This is a genomic window from Fructilactobacillus vespulae (genome assembly GCF_047324295.1).
Taxonomy (GTDB): Bacteria; Bacillota; Bacilli; order Lactobacillales; family Lactobacillaceae; genus Fructilactobacillus; species Fructilactobacillus vespulae.
In genome coordinates, this window is record NZ_CP137138.1 from 1,258,738 (window position 1) to 1,280,165 (window position 21,428).

Annotated in this window: 21 protein-coding genes, 1 riboswitch and 1 other annotated feature; of the genes, 3 read left to right on the forward strand and 18 right to left on the reverse strand. The window is 33.2% G+C overall.

From position 1 onward, the window contains the following. Window positions 1–5: 5 nt before the first annotated feature. Both R4B61_RS06295 and R4B61_RS06300 read right to left on the reverse strand, forming a co-directional pair. Window positions 6–689, reverse strand: coding sequence for a CPBP family intramembrane glutamic endopeptidase (locus R4B61_RS06295; protein ID WP_413627412.1), 684 nt, complete (start codon window positions 687–689; stop codon window positions 6–8). Next, a complete protein-coding gene (locus R4B61_RS06300; RefSeq protein ID WP_413627413.1) occupies window positions 676–909 on the reverse strand; it encodes a hypothetical protein in 234 nt (77 codons plus the stop codon). Before R4B61_RS06300 ends, R4B61_RS06295 begins: the two co-directional genes overlap by 14 nt. Before the next feature lie 124 nt (window positions 910–1,033). Between R4B61_RS06300 and R4B61_RS06305 the strand changes: the two genes are divergently transcribed. Next, window positions 1,034–1,666, forward strand: a complete 633-nt coding sequence (locus tag R4B61_RS06305; RefSeq protein WP_413627414.1) for a deoxynucleoside kinase — start codon at window positions 1,034–1,036, stop codon at window positions 1,664–1,666. A 45-nt stretch (window positions 1,667–1,711) separates the two neighbouring features. On the opposite strand, the gene R4B61_RS06310 is transcribed toward R4B61_RS06305, so the two are convergent. The 3 genes from R4B61_RS06310 to pepV all read right to left on the reverse strand — a co-directional run bounded on the left by R4B61_RS06310 (window position 1,712) and on the right by pepV (window position 5,442). Further along, window positions 1,712–2,860, reverse strand: coding sequence for an ArgE/DapE family deacylase (locus R4B61_RS06310; RefSeq protein ID WP_413627415.1), 1,149 nt, complete (start codon window positions 2,858–2,860; stop codon window positions 1,712–1,714). A 12-nt stretch (window positions 2,861–2,872) separates the two neighbouring features. Beyond that, window positions 2,873–3,715: a MetQ/NlpA family ABC transporter substrate-binding protein gene (locus R4B61_RS06315; RefSeq protein ID WP_413627416.1), complete on the reverse strand. Its 843-nt coding sequence runs from the start codon at window positions 3,713–3,715 to the stop codon at window positions 2,873–2,875. 323 nt (window positions 3,716–4,038) lie between these two features. After that, window positions 4,039–5,442 (reverse strand): dipeptidase PepV, encoded by a 1,404-nt coding sequence (pepV, locus tag R4B61_RS06320; protein WP_413627417.1) that lies wholly within the window; start codon window positions 5,440–5,442, stop codon window positions 4,039–4,041. A gap of 84 nt (window positions 5,443–5,526) precedes the next feature. Between pepV and R4B61_RS06325 the strand changes: the two genes are divergently transcribed. Continuing rightward, on the forward strand, window positions 5,527–6,363 hold the full coding sequence (locus R4B61_RS06325; RefSeq protein WP_413627418.1) for an NAD(P)H-hydrate dehydratase: 837 nt from the start codon (window positions 5,527–5,529) through the stop codon (window positions 6,361–6,363). 29 nt (window positions 6,364–6,392) lie between these two features. Here R4B61_RS06325 and R4B61_RS06330 read toward each other — a convergent pair whose 3' ends face one another. Then, window positions 6,393–8,000 (reverse strand): putative polysaccharide biosynthesis protein, encoded by a 1,608-nt coding sequence (locus R4B61_RS06330; protein WP_413628307.1) that lies wholly within the window; start codon window positions 7,998–8,000, stop codon window positions 6,393–6,395. A 123-nt stretch (window positions 8,001–8,123) separates the two neighbouring features. Next, window positions 8,124–10,541, reverse strand: coding sequence for a leucine--tRNA ligase (gene leuS, locus R4B61_RS06335; protein ID WP_413627419.1), 2,418 nt, complete (start codon window positions 10,539–10,541; stop codon window positions 8,124–8,126). 53 nt (window positions 10,542–10,594) lie between these two features. Then, window positions 10,595–10,802, reverse strand: a binding site (T-box leader). An 87-nt stretch (window positions 10,803–10,889) separates the two neighbouring features. On the opposite strand from leuS, the gene R4B61_RS06340 reads away from it, so the two are divergent. Beyond that, window positions 10,890–11,450: a class I SAM-dependent methyltransferase gene (locus tag R4B61_RS06340; RefSeq protein ID WP_413627420.1), complete on the forward strand. Its 561-nt coding sequence runs from the start codon at window positions 10,890–10,892 to the stop codon at window positions 11,448–11,450. Here the strand turns inward: R4B61_RS06340 and R4B61_RS06345 are convergent, their stop codons facing one another. The 11 genes from R4B61_RS06345 to R4B61_RS06395 all read right to left on the reverse strand — a co-directional run bounded on the left by R4B61_RS06345 (window position 11,451) and on the right by R4B61_RS06395 (window position 21,419). Beyond that, complete coding sequence (locus tag R4B61_RS06345) at window positions 11,451–12,908, reverse strand: MDR family MFS transporter (protein WP_413627421.1); 1,458 nt, start codon at window positions 12,906–12,908, stop codon at window positions 11,451–11,453. 52 nt (window positions 12,909–12,960) lie between these two features. Further along, window positions 12,961–14,148 (reverse strand): methionine adenosyltransferase, encoded by a 1,188-nt coding sequence (gene metK / locus R4B61_RS06350; protein ID WP_413627422.1) that lies wholly within the window; start codon window positions 14,146–14,148, stop codon window positions 12,961–12,963. Further along, window positions 14,146–14,228, reverse strand: a riboswitch (SMK box riboswitch). It overlaps the preceding gene by 3 nt. A gap of 58 nt (window positions 14,229–14,286) precedes the next feature. Continuing rightward, window positions 14,287–15,159: a helix-turn-helix transcriptional regulator gene (locus tag R4B61_RS06355; RefSeq protein ID WP_413627423.1), complete on the reverse strand. Its 873-nt coding sequence runs from the start codon at window positions 15,157–15,159 to the stop codon at window positions 14,287–14,289. A 152-nt stretch (window positions 15,160–15,311) separates the two neighbouring features. Next, complete coding sequence (locus R4B61_RS06360; RefSeq protein WP_413627424.1) at window positions 15,312–16,451, reverse strand: D-alanine--D-alanine ligase family protein; 1,140 nt, start codon at window positions 16,449–16,451, stop codon at window positions 15,312–15,314. Between the two features lie 91 nt (window positions 16,452–16,542). Next, window positions 16,543–17,739 (reverse strand): FtsW/RodA/SpoVE family cell cycle protein, encoded by a 1,197-nt coding sequence (locus R4B61_RS06365; RefSeq protein WP_413627425.1) that lies wholly within the window; start codon window positions 17,737–17,739, stop codon window positions 16,543–16,545. A gap of 37 nt (window positions 17,740–17,776) precedes the next feature. Beyond that, the gene (locus R4B61_RS06370) at window positions 17,777–17,992 is read right to left on the reverse strand and encodes a DUF2969 family protein (protein WP_413627426.1); all 216 of its coding nucleotides are present in this window, start codon (window positions 17,990–17,992) and stop codon (window positions 17,777–17,779) included. A gap of 25 nt (window positions 17,993–18,017) precedes the next feature. Next, a complete protein-coding gene (yidD, locus tag R4B61_RS06375; RefSeq protein WP_413627427.1) occupies window positions 18,018–18,263 on the reverse strand; it encodes a membrane protein insertion efficiency factor YidD in 246 nt (81 codons plus the stop codon). Window positions 18,264–18,271: 8 nt separating this feature from the next. After that, complete coding sequence (locus tag R4B61_RS06380) at window positions 18,272–19,297, reverse strand: rod shape-determining protein (RefSeq protein WP_413627428.1); 1,026 nt, start codon at window positions 19,295–19,297, stop codon at window positions 18,272–18,274. A gap of 57 nt (window positions 19,298–19,354) precedes the next feature. Then, on the reverse strand, window positions 19,355–20,623 hold the full coding sequence (gene murA / locus R4B61_RS06385) for a UDP-N-acetylglucosamine 1-carboxyvinyltransferase (protein ID WP_413627429.1): 1,269 nt from the start codon (window positions 20,621–20,623) through the stop codon (window positions 19,355–19,357). An 18-nt stretch (window positions 20,624–20,641) separates the two neighbouring features. Beyond that, a complete protein-coding gene (locus R4B61_RS06390) occupies window positions 20,642–20,869 on the reverse strand; it encodes a DUF1146 family protein (protein ID WP_413627430.1) in 228 nt (75 codons plus the stop codon). 124 nt (window positions 20,870–20,993) lie between these two features. Continuing rightward, complete coding sequence (locus R4B61_RS06395; RefSeq protein WP_413627431.1) at window positions 20,994–21,419, reverse strand: F0F1 ATP synthase subunit epsilon; 426 nt, start codon at window positions 21,417–21,419, stop codon at window positions 20,994–20,996. Between the last annotated feature and the right edge of the window lie 9 nt (window positions 21,420–21,428).

Genomic DNA, 21,428 nt, shown 5'->3' on the forward strand with positions numbered 1-21,428 from the left:
CTTTATTAAACTAAAGTTGCAACCATTATTATCGTTGCAATTAAATTATTTAAAAAATGTAATAAAATTGGAATTTCAATCTTATCTGTTTTTAAATATAAATAAGCTAATATCATGCCTAAAGCGGCATAAATCATGAAACTAATTACGTTAGAACTAGCATGCCCGAGCGAAAATAAAACTCCACTAGCAACCATCGCAATAAATGGTTTATTATGTGGAACTAACCCCTTTATTAAAAAACCACGAAACACCAATTCTTCTAGAATTGGGGAAAATAATACCATTGTAATACTCATCAGAACCAAGACGCTTGGATTACTTTGAAGTAGTGACAAAATCTCTTTATTATTTTCCGTGCCAGATTCTTTATAAATTAACAAATTTAAAGTCGATAGACAAATCTCAACCACATAAAATAATAGTAATGCCTTTCCGGCCAATTTAAAGTCATTTTTAGTTAACTTCTGCAATGACTTCTTAAATATTCTTTGATTAGCAAGATAAGCTAACCAAATAAAGAAGACAAAACCACCAATATATAGCAAACCTAATGCAATTAAAGATAATCCTTTGGCATTAGAACTTGCAATTATTTCAACGGGAATTTGGACAACTAAAACTGAAATCACTAAAGCAATCATTGTCAAAATTCTTTTGAAATAGGTCATTATGCTAACGCTGTTCATTATTTTCATCCACCTTACTTTCTTTTTCTTTCTTTTGATCACGTCGATGGACAATTATTGCAACTAAAGGCGTTATTAAAATTCGTGCCAAAATAACCAATCCAACGAAGATTAACATCAACTGAATTGATTTTTGATCTGAGCTAACAATAAATTTATAGATAACAATTCCTAAAATTGAAAAAATAACCAGCCACGCTAAATACCAAATTTTTTTCATAAATTCATCCAAACTAAAATTTTATTATTAATAGAATAACACATTCATGAAACATTTTATAAATCAAAGAACAGATATTTAATTGATGATATACTGAAAGTATAAATTAAAAAAGGAGTTTTTTATGGTGATAATCACTGCTGGAATGATTGGTGTTGGTAAAACGACATTAACGGAAAAAATTTCTAATCATTTAGAAACTAAGCCGTTTTACGAACCCGTTGGCGATAATCCTGTGTTGCCACTTTATTATAAAGATCCAAAACAATATGGTTTTCTGCTACAAATTTATTTTTTAAATAAAAGATTTTCAATGATTAAAGAGGCTTTAAAGCATGATAATAATGTTCTTGACCGCTCAATCTATGAAGATGCCCTTTTTACAAAGGAAAATAATGCCGAAGGAAACATTTCTGATGTGGAATTAGAAGTTTACCTCAAACTTCTTGATAATATGATGTCTGAGTTAGATCAACTACCTAAAAAGAAACCCGACTTATTGGTCTATGCCTACACTGATTTTGATACTATTTTAAAAAGAATCAAAAAACGCGGTCGTGATTACGAACAATTCGAAAATAATCCCGCTTTAGAAAAATACTATTACAAAATCTGGAAAGCATACCAAACTTGGTATGAAGAATACGATGTTAGTCCCAAAATGAAAGTTGATTTACAGGAATATGATTTAGTAGATCCAGAAAAAACTCAAATTGTCTTAGATAAAATTGATGAAAAACTAAAAACAATCAGATAGAAAAAGCACGCTAATTGAGATATTTAACTCAATTAGCGTGTTTTTTTATTTAAAAAAATCAGTAATAATATTTTGGTAGACTTGAATCATCTTCAAATAACTACTAATGGTTGTATGTTCATTAATTTGATGCGCTGAACCATCCTTATCTGGACCTAAAATCACGACGGGCATTGTTGGATTAATCTGTACAAACACACTGGCATCACTAGCCGCATTATCTGTATAGAGTTTTATTTTACGATCAGTAAATTCTTTTTGTGATGAATTTTGGACTAATTTAACAAAATCACTATTAGCATCCGTCAAAACCGGATAAAAATTATGCAAAACTTCAAATTCCAAATGATACTCAGTATTTTTATTGATTTCCGCAATTGTTTTTTCAATCAAGTTACGAACTGCTTCATTTTTAAAACTAGGCGTTGGCCGAACATTACCTAATAAAGTGGCTTCACCAGGAATTGTATTCACCTGATTACCACCGTTAATAACCGTTACACTATGTTGAACTTCCCCTAAAATATCATCAATCGGTAAATTTTCAAATACCTGTGCTTCCTGATTTAAATATTTAACTAAACCAGTAATTGCATTAATCCCTTGCTTTGGAATTGAACTATGAACGGGTTTACCAAAACTCTTAATCCGATAATTAAAGCTTCCAGAATGACCATAGGTAACGTTTGCATCAGTTGCTTCTCCAACTATCAAAGCATTCAAATCAGAAATATCTTTATGGTTAATCAAATAAGCGCCTGGGGCACCAAATTCTTCTCCAGCTGTAATAATTAAACGAACCTTTCCAGTTGGAACTTGATCTTTTTCTACCAGTTCAATTAAAGAGATTACTTCTGCAGCCAAACCACTCTTCATATCTGCGGCTCCACGACCATAAATATCATCATCGATAATAGTTCCAGAAAATGGCGATTCATGCCATGAATCAAGATCAGTTACAGCAACCGTATCTTGATGACCTGTTAGTCCTAAAACTTTATCATTTTTTCCTTGCCCCAGTTCTACAATCAAATTTGATCTAGATTTATCATCTTTAAAAGTTTCAATTTGAGAACTAATCCCATAGCTTTGTAATAAGTCAGATAGATATTGAGAAACCGCTAATTCGTTTCCGTTAATCGTTTGAATCTTTATTAAATCTTGTAATACTTTAATCTTTTTCTCTTTATCCATATTTTTACCTTCTTATTTTAAATCGATTTTCCATGCTGGTACTTGATTAATACCAGAAACTTTCTTAATTTTTTTGGCAGTTTCTTCATTTTGATATGCTTTAACTAAATTTTGGATTCTTTTATCTTTTTTACTTTCATTATTTGCTGCAATAAAGTTAATCCATTTATGTGAATCTTGATTAAAGACCTCACTATAAATTGCTTTTTTAGTATCTAGATTTGCCGTTTGTGCATAATTACCATTTACAACTGCAGCATCAATATCGTTTAAAGAACGGGCGGTTTGACTCGCATCAACTTCCTTAATTTTTAAGTTTTTCGGATTATCAGTAATTGTCTTTAAACTTGCTAACTTATCATCAGCATTTAATTTAATTAGACCCGCACTTGCAAGAACTTGTAATGCTCTTGATTCATTATTAGCATCATTAGGAACAGCAATTGTTGCCCCATCTTTAAGTGCCTCAACATTATTCACTTTATAAGAATAAATTCTCATTGGTTCAATAATGGTATCTCCCACTGCCACAATCTTAGAATGATGAGCTTCGTTCCAACTATCTAAAAATGGATAATTTTGAAATGCATTAACGTCAATACTTTTACTAGTTAGAGCAGCGTTGGGTTGACTATAGTCAGAAAAGTATTTGTATTTTACATTTAATCCGTATTTATCTTTAGCTGTCTTAGCAACTGTTTCCCAAATTTCTTGTTCTGGTTTTGAACCAGACATAATTCCAACTGTAATAGTATCTTTTTCCTGCGAAGATTCATGATTACCAAAACTAAAATACCCCACTGCAATCAGTAATAATAGAACAATCGCCCAAATAATTCCCTTTTTCTTTTTCAAAATCTGATTCTCCTTTCAAATAAAAAAGCACTCATCCTTATCAATAAAGGACGAATGCTTCGCGGTACCACCATTTTTTTATTGCTTTATTACTAAAACAACCTCAATACTTTCATAATGAAAGTTTGAATTAATAACGGATTCAACCCGTTGCTAGTTAACTGTTTGCTAGCAAACATTACTGAAGTCCATTTTCTAAAATGAAATTACCGTTCCTTTTCAGCTAACCGGAACTCTCTGCAGGATTTCAAAATATACTCAACTTCATGTTTTAGTAATTTTTAATTGAATGTAATATATAACTTATAATTAAATCTGTCAAACTATTTGGTTAATTCATAGATTGATTGACCGTAAATTGACATTGCCAACATTAAATCATCGACAACCTGAAATTCATTTGCTTGATGCATTGTATCAGCAGCCCCAGGAAGTAAAGCACCAAATGCAACTCCACGCTTCATCATTCTTCCATAAGTTCCACCACCAACTACTTCTGGTTTAGCATCAAGTTGACCGGTTTGTTCAGAATAGATAGCCATTAACGTTTTGATAAAATCATCATCAGGATCGACAAAATGAGGCTTCATACCACCGTCGTCCATTGAAACTACTCCATGATATTTATCCGCATTAGCAATTAGTTGTTGCTTGATTTTTTCTGGATCAATTCCCTTAGGATATCTAAAATTAGTATTAATTAAACCACCAGTTGATTTTGAATACTCCATTATTCCAATATTCATTGTTAAATCACCCATGATTTCATCAGTAAAGTTTAACCCTAATGAATGTGCTCTAGAATCTAAGTGTAATTTATCTGCAACAAAAGCGATGAAATCGTGACCAGATTCATCAAAATCATAATTACTCAAGAACTTTGCTAAATAAGTCCCCGCATTAACCCCATTTTTAGGTTCCATTCCATGCGCTGCCTTACCAACTACACTTAGAGTAACCATGCCATCAGCGTCGCTAATTTCTCCAGTAATTGGCATATCAGCAACAAATTTATCAAAAGCTGAAGTTAATTCAGCGACATTATTCGTTTTAACTACAGCCTCTGCATCTCTAGGAACCATATTTTCCTTTAATCCGGCTTTGAAGTTAATTAAAGTATTTTCACTTTCTTTATTAATACCCTTAAATTTAGTTTCAAAAGTAACGTTTCCTTTTTCACCGTTAATTAGTGGAAATTCTGCATCTGGAGAAAATCCTAACTTAGGTTCAGGCTCAACTTCAAAGTATCGCTTCATCCCCGTCCAATTACTTTCTTCATCGGTACCAATAATTAGTCTGATTTTTAGATTTGGCTTAATTCCATTTTCTTTGAGCATTTTTAACCCATAGTAAGCAGCTAATGCGGGTCCCTTATCATCAGAGGTCCCACGGCCAATTGCTTTACCTTCATCTAGCATCAAAGTAAATGGATCCGTATCCCAACCTTTACCTGCTGGGACCGTATCTGCATGTCCTAAAATTGCTAGATATTCATCACCTTCCCCATATTCAACGTAACCAACGATGTTTTCAATGTTTTTCGTGGTGAAACCATCACGCTTTGCAAATTTTAAAAAAATAGCCAATGCTTTTGCAGGACCTGCTCCAAGTGGATAGTCACTTGTCGCATGTTCAACATCACGTGAACTATCAATTGCGACCAATTCCTTTAAATCATTTAAATAATCTTGTTTATATTTATTTGCTTCATCTTTCCAACTAATCATAAACAAATCTCCCTTTAAAGTTTATATTGATTTTAGCATATTCATTATTACTTGAGTGATATAATTGCTTGCGAGGTGATACAAATGAAAATGATTACAGAAAAGATTTTGCCAGATGTAATTAAGAAAAGAAGAACCGATAGTTTTAAAAGTAATTACGGTAAAGTTGCTTTAATCGGGGGCAACGAAAATTTTGGTGGTGCTATTATTATGAGCACCTTAGGCGCAGTTTATGCCGGTGCTGGTTTAACTACTACGATTACCGCTTTGAGTAATCAAACTAGTCTGCATTCCTGGATTCCAGAAGCAATGTTTTTGGATTATTCAAACATTAACGAAACAAATAAATTAGTCAACAAAATGGATGTAATCACCATCGGATCAGGATTAGGAACTGACGAAAACAGTCTCAAAGTATTAAAAAATGTATTAGAAAACGTTGAACCACAGCAAACTCTAATAATTGATGGGTCAGCAATTGATTTAATTGCTACCTATAACTTACAATTACCAAATGTCAAACTGATTTTAACCCCGCATCAAATGGAATGGCAAAAAATATCTAACGTTAAAATTAAAGACCAAACCGAAAAAAATAATCAGCTAGCCTATCACAACTTAGCTCAAAACCACGAATTAATCTTAGTGTTAAAATCAGAACACACCCATACTTATTATCAAAACGATGTTTATTTAAATACCACCGGCACTCCTGCTCAGGCAACTGGTGGCATGGGAGATACTCTCGCCGGCATAATTGCAGGATTTGTAGCCCAATTTGGTTATAGCGAAAAAGTTATAAATGCGGCTGTTTTCAGTCATAGTAAAATTGCTACTGATTTAGCCGAAAATCAATACGTGGTTTTACCACACCAAATCTCACAAAAATTACCCGAATTTATGAAAAAAAATGAAAAATAAAAAGATGGTTACCATTTGGTAACCATCTTTTATTTAATTCTTAATTTATTTCTCAAACCAGCTACTCGATTTCCCAGTACCTCGTCTGCTATTCTGCTCTTTAAAACAAAGTATACATAAACAAATCCACCGGCAATTGCGGCCAACACCGTAACTACCAAGCTCATAATTGAACTTAATTGGTTAGTAAACAAACCAAAGAATTCATTTAAAGCGTAAACAGCAATTAAAGCTACAAAATACATAATTAACGAGTATAACAAGATTTCAGTTGTATTCTTTTCTAATTTATTCTTTTCAATTCCAAAATCATGTTTCAAAGAAACAATCATTAGAACATTTGCAACTACAAATCCAATGATAGTTGATATCAAAGTTCCAAATGAACCAAAGAAATATACTAACGGAAATTGTGTTACTAATTTTGCAACTGTCCCATAAGCAAAGAATTTAACTGCCCGTTTATTTTGTGAAACCCCTTGCATAACGGAAGAAATCACCACGAACAAACCAATTGGAATTGCTTGAATGGAAGAAAAAGATAAGATATTACTACTAAATTCCATATTAGCAGTTCCATAAAAAGTTCTATTCAACGGACCCGCAATTGCAGCCATTCCAAAAGCAGCCGGAACCATTACAAATTCAAATAAAATTAATGAATTAGAAAAGTGATTCTTCAATGCCATGGTATTTTTCTTTGTGAATGCTTCAGATAATAGTGGAACTACAGTAATCGCAAGTGAAGATGCCAAAGAAACAATAATCATCGTTAATTTATTGGCATTTCCAGCAAAGATTGCATATTGAACTTGTAAAGTACCGTTCGATAAATCGGTCGCAAATCGCATGATATTAAAGAAGGTAAATTGATCAATTAAAGAAAAAATTGTAACTCCCGCACCCAGGATTATAAATGGCGTAGCTTGACTAATCAGTTGCCCATACAAATGTCTGGTAGGCACCTCTAACTTATGATTACTATTGGCAATCAGCTCTTGATAGTAATCACGACGACGCCAGTAATACCAGCCAAGAATAATGAAACCAAATATTGAACCCACACAGGCCGCAAAAGTCGAATGAGCAACAGCTGTAACCCAATCTCCATGTAATACTTTTAGAATTACAAAAGCTGAAATCAGCATGTAAATCACTCGTGCTAGTTGTTCAACAAATTGCGAAATTGCAGAAGGCACCATATCCTCGTAACCTTGGAAAAAGCCTCTGGTTAAACTCATAGATGGAATAATCAAAACTGCTAAGGCTAGAGAATGAATAATGGGAATAACATTATCATCACCATTAGTTAGCCATGGTGCACTAACCCACAAAACAATTGCACTAATTATCCCCGTAATTATCGCTAGGATTAGACCTTTTTTGTATAGTTCAACCCCAATTCCATATTCATTTAGTGCATTATAGTGAGCCACCTGTTTTGCAATTGCAGAAGGAATTCCCGCAATTGCAACAATCAATACGAAACTATAGATGTTATATCCCTGCGTATATAATGAATTTGCAATTGGAAATAATGAAACTCCAAAAATCAAGCGCCAAGGAATAATATACAGCGCACCTAAAATTCTAGAAAAGATACTTCCAACTGTCATCCAGGCTGAACCCTTTAACATCTGTCCTTTGGCACGTTCAGATTCAGACAATTGTAAATCTTCATCAATTGAATTATCTTCAAAATTGTTATTCAAAAAAACAACCTACTTTCATTATTTGCTGATTAATTTGTATATCACAAATTAATTAGCAACAATATTTACAATTTTATTAGGGATGACAATTACTTTTCGAACTGTTTTATCTTGAAGATTATCTTTGATTGCCGTTTCATTCATCGCTAATTCTTCAATTTCATCCTTAGTAGCATCAACGCTAACAGTGATATGTGATCGTACTTTACCGTTAATTTGGATAACCATTTGAACTGAATCGTCTTGCAATTTACTTTCATCAAATTCTGGCCATTGTGCATAAGCAATGGTATCTTCATTCCCCAAACGGTTCCATAGTTCTTCAGCTAAATGTGGAGTAATTGGTGAAAGCAATTTGATAAAGCCCTTTGCATATTCCACTGGCAATTGATCATTTTTGTAGACTTCATTTACAAATACCATCATTTGAGAAATGGCAGTGTTAAAGCGAAGTTTTTCTAAATCATCTGATACCTTTTTAACTGTTTGGTTGTAAATTTTATCAAGGGTCCCATCGTTTTTATCAACTATAATCTGATTGATTGAGTCGTCATCATTAACGTACATTCTCCAAACTCGTTTAATCCAACGGTTAGCACCCACAATTCCTTCAGTACTCCAAGGTTTAGATTCAGTAAGTGGTCCCATAAACATTTCATAAAGACGAAGCGTATCTGCACCATATTCATTAACAATATCGTCTGGATTAACCACATTACCTTTTGATTTAGACATTTTTTCGTGGTTAGTTCCCAAAATCATTCCTTGGTTAACCAATTTTTGGAAAGGTTCTTTAGTAGGTACAACCCCTAAATCATAAAGCACTTTATGCCAAAAACGTGAATAAAGCAGATGAAGAACAGCATGTTCTGCCCCTCCGACATATAGATCAACTGGAAGCCAATCCTTCATTTTTTTAGAATCAGCAATTGCATCCTTATTTGTGGGATCAATATATCTCAAGTAATACCAAGAACTACCAGCCCATTGCGGCATGGTATTAGTTTCACGCTTACCATGACGACCATTTTCATCAGTAACATTAACCCAATCATCTAGGTTTGCTAGTGGACTTTCACCAGTTCCAGATGGTTTTAAGTCGTTAGTTTTAGGTAAACGAAGAGGTAGTTCTGATTCTGGTACTAAGCTAGTTTCACCATCATCCCAATGAATTACGGGAATAGGTTCACCCCAATATCTTTGACGTGAGAAAATCCAGTCTCTTAGCTTGTAGTTAACTTTTTTACTACCAGCATCATGTTCTTCTAACCATTCAATGATTTTCTTGATAGCATCATCTTTATTCAAACCATCTAAGAAGCCAGAATTAATGTGTACACCGTCTCCAGTATACAATTCTGAATCATCCCCACCATCAATTACTGAAATAATTGGTAGACTAAATTTCTTGGCAAATTCAAAATCTCTTTCATCATGAGCAGGAACCGCCATCACGGCTCCAGTCCCATATGATGAAAGTACATAATCACCAATCCAAATTGGTAACTTTGCACCATTAACTGGATTAATGGCATATGCACCCGTGAAAACTCCGGATTTATCTTTATTTAAATCGGTTCTTTCAAGGTCTGATTTAGAAGCAATTTTCTTTCGATAAGCTTCAATTTCATCTTTTTGATCTGCAGTTACAATTTTATCGATTAAGTCACTTTCTGGGGCCAAAACCATGTAAGTAGCACCAAATAACGTATCTGCTCTAGTTGAGAAAACATCAACTTCTTCGTTTTCATGATCAGCAACTTTAAATTTGATGGTTGCACCTACGGATTTACCAATCCAGTTTCGTTGCATTTGCTTAACACTTTCAGGCCAATCAACGTCATCTAGATCATTTAGTAAACGATCAGCGTAGGCAGTAATTTTTAGCACCCATTGCTTCATTGGTTTTCTGTAAACTGGGAAACCACCTCGTTCAGTTTTACCGTTAACAACCTCTTCGTTTGCAACAACTGTACCACCCATTAAATCAGGTGCCCAGTTAACTTCAATTTCATCCTCATAAGCCAAACCTTTTTCGTATAACTTTTCAAAGATCCATTGTGTCCATTTATAATAATCTGGATCAGTTGTATTAACTTCTCGATCCCAATCATATGAAAAACCTAATGATTTAATTTGTCTTCTAAAGTTATCAATATTTTCATTGGTAAATTCTCGAGGATTATGACCAGTTTTCATAGCATATTGTTCAGCTGGTAATCCAAAGGCATCCCAACCAATTGGATGAAGAACATTCTTACCTTGCATTCTTTTAAAACGAGCCATAATATCTGTTGCAGTATATCCTTCTGGATGGCCAACGTGAAGTCCTTGTCCAGATGGGTATGGGAACATATCTAAGACGTAGTAATTATCTTTACGTTCATCATCACCAGTCTTGAAAGTATGGTTAGTTTCCCAAAATTGTTGCCATTTGTTCTCAATTTCTTTATGTTCATATGCCATAATTGTCACTCCTTATTTTTTCAACAAAAAAATCCCATAAAATTAATAAAATTTTATAGGACGAAAATCCGCGGTACCACCTAAATTCTCCTAATCAACTGATTAGAAACTCTTCATGCTCCATAACGCGGAATACGTTTAACTTACTTTTTCAGTTAAATCTCAGTGAGAAGTTCAAAAAAATATGTTGTAGGTTTTCACCAACCACCTACTCTCTTAAAAACATTTAATTAATCTACTAATTCACATCAACAATTTATTTCTATTTGATTTAAAGATTACCAAACTTTACGCTAAAAAACAAGCTATTCACCCTGTTATAATAATATTGAAGGAAGGTATTAAAATATGAAATTACAATCAGCATTGAACTTTAGCCATACTCTTTTAAAGCAAACCATCAATCCCGGAGATACCGTTATTGATGCCACTGCGGGAAAAGGAAATGACACACTTTTTTTAGCAAACTTAGTTGGTAATCATGGTCATGTTTACAGTTTTGACATTCAAAAACAAGCAACTGATATGACTAGTGCTTTAATCAATAAGAATGGTTGCACGAACCAAACTACCGTAATTACTGATGGTCATGAAAACGTTGATCAATATGTTGCTGATGAAATTAATGGTGCCATTTTCAATTTAGGCTATCTCCCTACCGGTAACCATGAAATAATCACTCAACCGCAAACAACTATTTCAGCGGTCCAAAAGATTCTTAACCGCTTAGCAAAGAATGGGATCATTATTTTAGTTGTTTATTATGGTCATCCCGGTGGCACAACCGAAAAAGATCAACTAACTAAATTCGTTGAGAACCTTGATCAACATCAATTTCAAGTATTAAAATATCAATTTATCAATCAAATTAACGAACCGCCCATTTTAATTGCCATTCAAAAACGATAATTATTTCTTATTATCAAAAAAATTAACTATCACAGCAATAATTATTAGTAGCAATGCAACTAAAAAGATATTGTGAATTGCGCTATACAAAATCCCCTTTAGAGTAGGCAATAAATTACTGTCAATGTTTTGAGCAGTCTGGGGATTTATTAATTGATTCATTAGTTTCAGATTAGCCTTGGGATGATGATTAACACCACTTAGCATAGATTTATTCATCACAATTCCAAAAATAGAAATCATCAACGTTTGTCCTAAAGTTCTACTAAGTGTATTAAAGGACGAAGCAACCCCAATTTGTGATTTTGAAACCTCATTTTGTACCGTTACAGATGAGGTGGTTATACATATACCAAAACCTACCCCCATAATTCCAGAAATTAAGAAAAAGGTTAAAAACGGAACATCAATTGGTAATAATACTAAAGAAACTGCTCCTAATCCAATAAAAGCAAAACTAATATTAGCAATTTTTTGTGGTTTATATTTAACTAACATTTTTCCCGACCATAGCGATCCTAACATCCAAAGAATCGAACTGGGCGTGATAGCAAACCCAGCCATCGTAGCTTTAAGACCTAGGATTCCTTGAGTCCAATCAGGAAGATAAACCTCATAAGCAAAGATAAAACCACTAATTAACGCAGCAATTAGGTTTTGAATGACAAAAGTTCTGTTTTTAAACATCCCCAATGGTATTACCGGCTCTTCAGCACGTTTTTCTTGTTTTATAAAAAAGAATCCTGAAATAAGTGCAAGTCCTAAACATATTAAAATTAGAAATAGATTTAATGGCTCTTCACCTAATAGCTGAAAAAGATAAAGAATTGCAAATAAGAAAATCGCAATTAGAGCTACTCCGCCAAAATCAATTTTACTTTTTTGGTAATGTGGTGATTCAAAGAAAAATAAGCCAATTAACATCACTGTAATAATTCCAATTGGAACATTAACAAAAAATATCCAATGCCAACTTAAATTATCAACAATAAATCCACCCAGTAACGGAGCAACAATTGATGCAATTCCCCAAGCTGACCCTAGTAACCCAACAATTTGGGCCCTTTTATCAAATTCATATAAGTCTGCCACAATCGTAAATGATACCGGCATGATTACACCAGCACCACATCCTTGAAATGCTCTCCATAAAATTAAAGTTTCCATTGAATTAGACATTCCAGATAACATTGAACCAATGGTGAAAAGGATTACCCCAAAAATGAAAATCTTTTTCCGCCCTAGTTGATCAGATAGTTTACCATAGATCGGTGTTGCTATCGCATTGGTTAATAGAAAAATAGAAAATACCCAATTCATTAAGGAGACACCTTCTAGATCTCCCACTATTGTCGGCATTGCTGTTGATACAATCGTTCCCTCAACGGCGCTCATAAAAGTCGCAATAAACAATGCAATTGTAACTATTTTTCTATTGGTCTTTTTAATTCCTAGCATAATTACTCCTATTAGCTAACCCGAAAAAAAGAGACCTCTAAGGGTCATCTTTTTAAGCAAAATATTTTTTTAAATCATTTACTTTATCTGTATGTTCCCAAGGAAGATCAACATCAGTTCTTCCAAAATGTCCATAAGCAGCGGTTTGTTCATAAATTGGTCGTTGCAAGTCCAACATTTTAATAATTCCAGCTGGTCTTAAATCAAAGAATTTACGGATGGCACTGATAATTTTTTCTTCTGAATATTCAGAAGTACCAAAAGTATTAACCTCGATAGAAACCGGTTCAGCAACCCCGATTGCGTATGCCAATTGAATTTCAATTTGTTTAGCAATCCCTGCTGCTACTAAATTCTTGGCAATATATCTAGCTGCATAACTAGCAGAACGATCAACCTTAGTAGCATCTTTTCCAGAAAATGCACCACCACCATGATGAGCTGATCCACCATAAGTATCAACAATGATTTTACGTCCGGTTAAACCAGCATCACCATTCGGTCCACCAATTACAAACTTACCAGTTGGATTAATTAAATAACGAGTATTTTCATCTAGATATTTAGTTGGGATGGTGGTTTTAATAACCTTTTCAATAACATCTTTCTTTATTTGTTCTTGCGTTACATCCGGATTATGTTGGGTACTTAAAACAACCGTGTCAACTCGTAAAGGATTATTATTGCTATCATATTCGACGGTAACTTCAGCCTTAGCATCTGGACGTAAATAATTTAATTCGTTTGTTTTTCTTACGTGTGCTATTTTTTGCATTAAATGATGAGCCAATGAAATTGGTAATGGCATTAGTTCAGGTGTTTCATCAATAGCATACCCAAACATAATCCCTTGGTCACCAGCTCCAATTTGGTCAAGTGGATCTATTCCACCTTTCTTAACTTCATCAGACTCATCGACTCCTTGTGCAATATCTGCAGATTGATCGTTAATTGATACTAAAACAGCTACACTATCAGCTGAAAATCCATATTCTGGATGTGTATATCCGATTTTTGTAATTGTATCTTTGACAATCTGACGAATATTTACATAAGCAGTAGTTGAGATTTCTCCAAAAACCAATACTAATCCTGTTGCTACCGATGTTTCACAGGCAACTCTAGCATTTGGGTCTTTAGCCAAAATAGCATCCAAAACTGCATCACTAATATGATCAGCAATTTTATCTGGATGTCCTTCTGAAACAGATTCAGAAGTAAATAAACGTTTTTCTAACATAATTAATTCCCCCTAAAAATTTTGGTTACAAGGCATCTTCACTCAGTGTGAATCCTATCGGGAACACTCTCATAACAATCATTATATTACCACAATTATTTATAAATAAGTAGTTCAGACCATTTATAAGGATTATCTTCACTCACATAAATTTAATAATAATTGAAAAGAACTATATGAATAGAGTTCTTCTAATTGTTTAGCTCTAGTTAAGAAAGTTAAAGATTCGTCCTCATCGCTATTCTTTAGTGCCAATCCTTGAATATAGTAAAAATCCTTTAAACAATAAAACGAAAAATGCTTTTTCAAAAATAAAATAGTTTTCTTACTTTGAATGATTGCTAATTGCTTATCATTTATCGAATAAGCAAAAATAGTAATAATCAATGATAATCTGGTAATATGACACAGGTCATTCCCAGATTCAAACTTACTAAATAATTTGTCTAATTCTTTAATGGCTAATTTCAAATAATAATCGGTTCGTTTTTTCATATTTAATCGTTTATACGATAAAGCCATCCCTAAATAGGACCAACTGATGGTCCACTGGTTATTGTGAGTTAAATGTTCATCAATTGCAGTAGAAAAATCACTAAGAGCTTCATCTAATGAAGTATCTGTATATAGTTGTAAAATTCCCTGATAGCAATAATATTTAGATAAAAGTTCTTTTGAATCTATGTTTTCTCGCTTAATATCAGTTAGTAAAGACTTAGCATCAACAAATTCATGATTCAAAAGTGAACCTTCCACTTTTTTTAAATTGGTTTCACCATATCTATAAGAGTATTCTTCTTCAAATTTGTCTAAATCAATATTCAATCTTTTAATGATTTCAGGAATAATCTCCCATTTGTTAAAGTAACTATTATTTTCTAAAGTACTAATAGTAGTTTGTGTACAGATTCCTTTTGAAAGTTCAGATTGAGAAATATGCAATTCTTCTCTTCTTTTTTTAACAACAGTACTTAATTTTTTTAGCATTACTTGCGATGGGAAATAAATCATTTGAAGATTCTCCTTTTATTAAATACTATTTATAATTTTATAAATTTTATCATATAGATTGAGATTATGCTATTCATAAGAATGATAAACTGATACTTATTAATATAAAATACGCAAAAAGCTATAACTATTTGCTAGTTATAGCTTTTTTGTTATTTTGCTTTATAAACTTTTTCTTGATCACCCTTGTTTAGCGGGATGAAATCATGTGCAATTCTTGATTGACGATCAAATTCATCAAATGCTAAATCAAGCAATTTATCAATTAAAACAGTATAAGAAATTCCAGATGCTTCCCATAGTTGTGGGTAAAGTGAAATGTTAGTAAAACCAGGTAAAGTATTAATTTCACCTAAATATGGTGTAAAGTCTTTAGAAACCAAGAAATCAATTCTTGCCATTCCTTTTAATTCTAATGCTTTAAACGCATCAACTGCCATTTTAGCAATTTCTTCACTAACTCCTGCTGGTAATTCAACTGGAATTGTAAATTTAACTTGGCTAGCATCGACAAACTTATTGTCATAAGTATAGAATTCATCGGTTGATGGAACTTTAATCGCACCAACTTTAGAAGCTTGAGGATCATTGTTACCTAAAATTGAAATTTCAACTTCTTCAGGACCATTAATTGCTTCTTCAACCAATACTTTAGTATCGTATCGAAGTGCATCTTTCATTCCACTTTCGTACTCATCAGCGTTTTTAACCATATGAATACCAATTGAAGAACCTTGACGAGATGGCTTGATAAACAACGTTTTTGAATCTAATTTTTCACTAATTTTTTCGTAATTCCAATCATTAACGTTCTCTGGAGTTACTAGTAAATATTTAGTATTTCTAATACCAGCTGAAGTTAAAATATTTTTGGTAAGATCTTTATCGTAAGCAATGGCTGATGCTTGAATACCACTACCAACGTATGGTTTACCTAACAATCTTAATAATCCTTGAATAGTTCCATCTTCACCTAAATTACCATGAATAATTGGGAAAAATACATCAATGTTTTTTTCATTATTTAAATTCATAATTGGTTCTAATGGGTTAGAATAGTTTGCATTCGCCGTTGCACTTTTAACAACTTCTTCTTCACTTTCACCATCAAAAACTCTTTGTGAATCTTCGTTACTCAAGATAAAACTATCTCTAGTAATTAAAAATAAACTAACATCATATTTTTCCTTATCCATCGCATCATAAATATTATGAGCTGAACGTTTTGATACATCATGTTCTGATGAATCTCCACCAAACAATAATGCTACGTGTAATTTTTTTGTATTCATCTTCTTTGCTCCCATTCGTAAGTCTATTAAGTCTTAAGTATAACACTTATTATTTTTTTTGATAATAAAAAAAGATATGAAATCATATCTTTTAAGAGAAATTTTTAACTTCGCTAAACATTGAATTCTTATTATGATATTGCATTGACATAATCATTCCAATCCCAATCATATTACCAATTAAGGCAGAACCACCTTGACTGATAAATGGCAATGGAATACCAGTCATCGGAATCAAGTCAATACTCATTCCAATATTTTCAACCACGTGGAATAAAATCATCATTATTACACCAGTCGAAATATAGGCATAAAACACATTTTTAGTTTGGAAAGTAACCTTAATCATATTATAAATTAACAAGAAATACAGAAGAATTAGCAAAGTTCCACCAATAAATCCAAAGTTCTCTCCCATAACCGAGAAGATCATATCAGATTCTCGGACCGGAACGTAAACATGAGAAACATTAAAACCAGAACCAGTTAATCCCCCTGAACCAATTGCTTTCATACTTTGCCACAATTGAAATCCCTGGTTACTTGAATCTGATGCAGGGTGTAACCAACTATCAATTCTTGCAAATTGATAAGCTTGGAATCCTAAACCAGATAAAATGGCTCTTCCACCTTTTGAAACCACCATAAAAATGGCAGTACCACTTACAATCGTAAAAGCTGCTAAACCAGGTCCTAAAATTTTCCACGTAATCCCCGAAACGATTAATAAACCACCTAGAATCGCAATGAAAACAATGGTAGTACCAAAGTCATTTTGTAACTTTAATAAAACAATTACTGGTAAAGTCCAAAGAAACATTTTACCAATTAAGTTCCAATCACTTCTCACTGTATGGGTGGGATTATCAACGTTATGCTGAGCTATTATTCGAGCCTCCATTAAAATATAAGCAGGCTTCATTACCTCGGATGGTTGGAAAGTAAATGGACCAATTGCAAACCAACTTTTTGCCCCCGTTTGAGCAAAATAAGAACGACTATAGAGGAATAAAACAACAAATAATAGGAAAATCCCCAGCCAATATATATAGGGAGCAATTTTCCAAAGTTGTGCCGAGTCAAACTGTAATACAATCACAATTGCAATTGCTCCAATTACGTACCAAACTAATTGTGAGATAACTGATCTTAATACAGAAGTTGAACCATTATCATGAGATGCCGCAACAAATATAGATCCTAATCCTACTAAAGCAAGCATTAAAACACAAAAAATAATACTCCAATCAATTCTGGTATCAGCTTTATCCTTTAATCTTTTAAACACAATCAACTCTCCTTACTTAATAAATCAAGTCAGTTGGTTATTTTTGATGTAAATTAAATTCTCTAATGACCTGGTGAAGTGCATCAGTTTCATTTTTTTCGTAAAATTTATTATCTCCAACTACAACTTCAAATTTATCTTCATTATTTGAGATTGTTCCAACCGTATTATTATTAATTTGTACTAATTGAATCCCTTTATTTTTAGGATCATCAACTACTTTAATTTCAAACTCTTTGTTTCTTCGTGACATTTAATTCTCTCCTACAAATACGTTTTTATTTTCGTATTTTATTTCTAAAAATACTAAATCGAAAGGGAACGGGATCCAATCCTCCCTTAACAAAAGGATTACATCTAATAATTCTAGCAATTCCCATAATAACTCCAGAAAAAAAGCCAAATCGTTCAACTGCTATTTTCATATAGTTTGAACAAGTTGGCTGATATCTACAACTAGCAGGAGTATAACGAGAAATCCATTTTTGATAAAAATTAATTAATCCTAGCAAAAAATTTTTCACTTTTAATCCTAATCGTTATTACCAAAAAGACTAAATTTTTTCTTTTTGGGAGCTTCTGAACTTAGGTGGTCAAGTAATGCGCCAGCACCTTTAGCAACATTTTCCAAAGGATCCTCAGAAATGATTACAGGAACGGTTAGATTAGTTGAAATAACTTCATCTAAGTCTTCTAACATAGAACCACCACCGGTTAACATAACCCCACGATCAATAATATCAGCTGCTAATTCTGGTGGAATTGTTTCCAATACTCGTTTAGCACCATTAATTATAATCATTAGAGTTGTGTGTAAGGCTTCTGCAATTTCCTTATTATTAATGGTTACAGAAATAGGCATACCAGTAACAGAATCACGTCCACGGACTTTCATCTCTTTAATATCAGTAACATCGATATTAGCTGTACCAATTTCTTTTTTAATATTTTCGGCCGTATGTTCACCAATAATAATATTGTGATTATGTTTTAAATATTCAACAATATCATGGTTCATCACATCACCAGCAATTTTTAAAGATTCACTAGTAACAATATCACCTAATGAAACAACCGCAATATCAGATGTACCACCACCAATATCAATCACCATACTACCAGTTGGTTCGAAAATATCCATTCCAGCACCAATGGCAGCAACTTTAGGTTCTTCTTCAAGAAAAACTTCTCCACCAACTGCTTTTTGTGCAGCTTCAATGATTGCTTTTCTTTCAATATTAGTAATGTTTGTAGGAGCACAAATCATTACTTTAGGTTTTGATACCATTTTCTTTAGTTTCAACTTATCAATAAAATAAGTTAACATTGACTCGGTTACATCAAAATCAGAAATAACACCATCTTTTAAAGGACGAATAGCCTTAATATTTCCTGGTGTTCTACCAACCATTTCATATGCTTCTTTTCCAACCGCCAAAACTTTATTGGTTTTTGTATCTACGGCAACTACTGAAGGTTCGTTTAATACAACACCTTTTCCAGTTACAGATACTAGGACATTGGCCGTCCCTAAATCAATTCCAATATCTTCAGACATTAGTTATCTTCCCTTCATTTTTACAATCTACATCAAAATTATATCATAAAATAATTGTTAATCATTTTCAATTCTTTTAATATCTGCCCCTAATTTTCTAAGTTTAGCTTCAATTTCATAATAACCACGGTCAAGATACTGTAAGTTAGTTACAAACGTCGTACCATTTGCAACTAAACCGGCCATAATTAAAGCTGCAGCTGCTCTCAAGTCAGTTGCTGCAACTTCTGCTCCTTTAAAATTAGTGGGACCATGAAGCACTACACTTTTACCTTTAATCTCATACTTAGCATTCATTCGACGAAGTTCATCTAAATGCATAAAGCGATTTTCGAAGACATTCTCGGTTAGAGTACTTACTCCATTGGCTGCTAATTGTAAAACTGTCATTTGTGGCTGCATGTCAGTTGGAAATCCAGGATAAGGTGCTGTTTCAACATCAACTGGGTTCAGTTTTGCTGGTCCAACTACTCTAATTCCTTTTTCCTCTTGCTCAACAGTGACTCCCATTTCACGTAACTTAGCAATAAATGGAATGTTATGTTCCATAATTCCAGCTTCAATTAAAACGTTACCACCGGTTAAAGCCGCAGCGGCCATATAAGTTCCGGCTTCAATTCTGTCTTGAACTACTGAATGTTCAGTTCCGTGTAACTCCTGAACTCCCTCAATAGTTAATGTATCAGAACCAGCTCCACTAATCTTAGCCCCCATATCATTTAACATGTTTGCTAAATCAATAATTTCTGGTTCTCTGGCAACGTTTCTAATTATAGTTGTCCCACTAGCTAGAGTGGCTGCCATCATCACATTTTGAGTAGCACCAACACTTGGAAAATCAAAGTAAATATTACTACCTTTTAATCCATCAGGAGCAATTGCTTCAACATAACCATCATGCAAGTTAATTTTAGCACCCATTGCTTCAAAACCCTTTAGATGAATATCAATTGGTCGAGATCCAATCGCACAACCACCTGGAAGTGAAACTCTTGCTCGACCTAATCTTGCTAAAAGCGGTCCTAAAACAACAATTGAAGCTCTCATTTTTGAAACGTATTCAAAAGGTGCCTCTGAAGTTAATTCTCCCGTAGCATCAACAGTAATAGTATTTATCTTTTCAGCAAAATCAACCTTTAAATGTAAACTTTTTAAAACTTGATTCATTATTTCTACATCAGAAAGAATGGGACTATTTTTAATTACTGACTTACCAGTACTAGCTAAAATACTAGCCGCTAGAATTGGTAAAACAGCATTTTTAGCACCCTCTATTTTTACATTGCCTTGTAATTGATGTCCGCTATGTACAACAATTTTATTCATCAAAATATCCCCTAATTATTAAAATAATCCACTTAAATTTTTTAAATTACTAACAAATGAAAGGAAAAAAGAACTGGTTAGGTAACCAATTGAAATAGAAACTAAAACAATTAAAACCTTACCTTGCATTTCTTTAATAGGAAGAAAGCGTTCAAAGTGAATTCCTTGAATCGCCCAAAAAGCTAAAATAATAAAAAATATCTGACAAACTAATTCAAGTAAAATTTGAATTCCAATTAAAGCCATATTACCCCTCCATTTATCTCATTTAATCATATCATATAATTACATAAGTGTCTTTGAAACCGCCGTCTTTACTGATTCTTAAGCATATTTTAAAATAAAAAAAGAAAGCCAACTGGCTTTCTTTTTAGTTTCTTTCGGCAATATTAATTCGATTAATAGCCCTTTTTAAGGCTACCTCAGCACGATTCATAGAATCAGCATCTTGGTTCTTATTTGCTTTTTCAAGGTTTTCTTCTGCTCGTGCTTTGGCACTATTTGCTCGAGCAACGTCAATATCACCTTTACGTTCAGCACTATCGGCAACAATTGTTAATAGATTATTAGAGAACTCAACGAATCCACCATTAATGGCTAAAACGTCTGATTCACTATTAAAATTAACTTTTGCAGAACCAATTTTCAAAGCAGCAATTAAAGGAATATGGTCTGCCATGATTCCCATATCACCAGCTTTAGTCTGAACAATAGCTAAAGAACATTCATCATTTGAATATACTTCACCATCAGGAGTTACGATACTAACGGTTAAAACTGAACTATTTTCAGCCAATTAGAACTC

What these genes read in the sequence shown, in the direction of transcription:
- R4B61_RS06295 (WP_413627412.1), bottom strand. Translation starts at nt 689, where the DNA reads ATGAACAGCGTTAGCATAATGACCTATTTCAAAAGAATTTTGACAATG.
- R4B61_RS06325 (WP_413627418.1), top strand. Translation starts at nt 5,527, where the DNA reads ATGAAAATGATTACAGAAAAGATTTTGCCAGATGTAATTAAGAAAAGA.
- leuS (WP_413627419.1), bottom strand. Translation starts at nt 10,541, where the DNA reads ATGGCATATGAACATAAAGAAATTGAGAACAAATGGCAACAATTTTGG.
- R4B61_RS06355 (WP_413627423.1), bottom strand. Translation starts at nt 15,159, where the DNA reads ATGATTTATTTCCCATCGCAAGTAATGCTAAAAAAATTAAGTACTGTT.
- R4B61_RS06345 (WP_413627421.1), bottom strand. Translation starts at nt 12,908, where the DNA reads ATGCTAGGAATTAAAAAGACCAATAGAAAAATAGTTACAATTGCATTG.
- R4B61_RS06360 (WP_413627424.1), bottom strand. Translation starts at nt 16,451, where the DNA reads ATGAATACAAAAAAATTACACGTAGCATTATTGTTTGGTGGAGATTCA.
- R4B61_RS06300 (WP_413627413.1), bottom strand. Translation starts at nt 909, where the DNA reads ATGAAAAAAATTTGGTATTTAGCGTGGCTGGTTATTTTTTCAATTTTA.
- R4B61_RS06390 (WP_413627430.1), bottom strand. Translation starts at nt 20,869, where the DNA reads ATGGCTTTAATTGGAATTCAAATTTTACTTGAATTAGTTTGTCAGATA.
- metK (WP_413627422.1), bottom strand. Translation starts at nt 14,148, where the DNA reads ATGTTAGAAAAACGTTTATTTACTTCTGAATCTGTTTCAGAAGGACAT.
- murA (WP_413627429.1), bottom strand. Translation starts at nt 20,623, where the DNA reads ATGAATAAAATTGTTGTACATAGCGGACATCAATTACAAGGCAATGTA.
- R4B61_RS06305 (WP_413627414.1), top strand. Translation starts at nt 1,034, where the DNA reads ATGGTGATAATCACTGCTGGAATGATTGGTGTTGGTAAAACGACATTA.
- R4B61_RS06370 (WP_413627426.1), bottom strand. Translation starts at nt 17,992, where the DNA reads ATGTCACGAAGAAACAAAGAGTTTGAAATTAAAGTAGTTGATGATCCT.
- pepV (WP_413627417.1), bottom strand. Translation starts at nt 5,442, where the DNA reads ATGATTAGTTGGAAAGATGAAGCAAATAAATATAAACAAGATTATTTA.
- R4B61_RS06340 (WP_413627420.1), top strand. Translation starts at nt 10,890, where the DNA reads ATGAAATTACAATCAGCATTGAACTTTAGCCATACTCTTTTAAAGCAA.
- R4B61_RS06380 (WP_413627428.1), bottom strand. Translation starts at nt 19,297, where the DNA reads ATGTCTGAAGATATTGGAATTGATTTAGGGACGGCCAATGTCCTAGTA.
- R4B61_RS06330 (WP_413628307.1), bottom strand. Translation starts at nt 8,000, where the DNA reads ATGTTAAAGGGTTCAGCCTGGATGACAGTTGGAAGTATCTTTTCTAGA.
- R4B61_RS06310 (WP_413627415.1), bottom strand. Translation starts at nt 2,860, where the DNA reads ATGGATAAAGAGAAAAAGATTAAAGTATTACAAGATTTAATAAAGATT.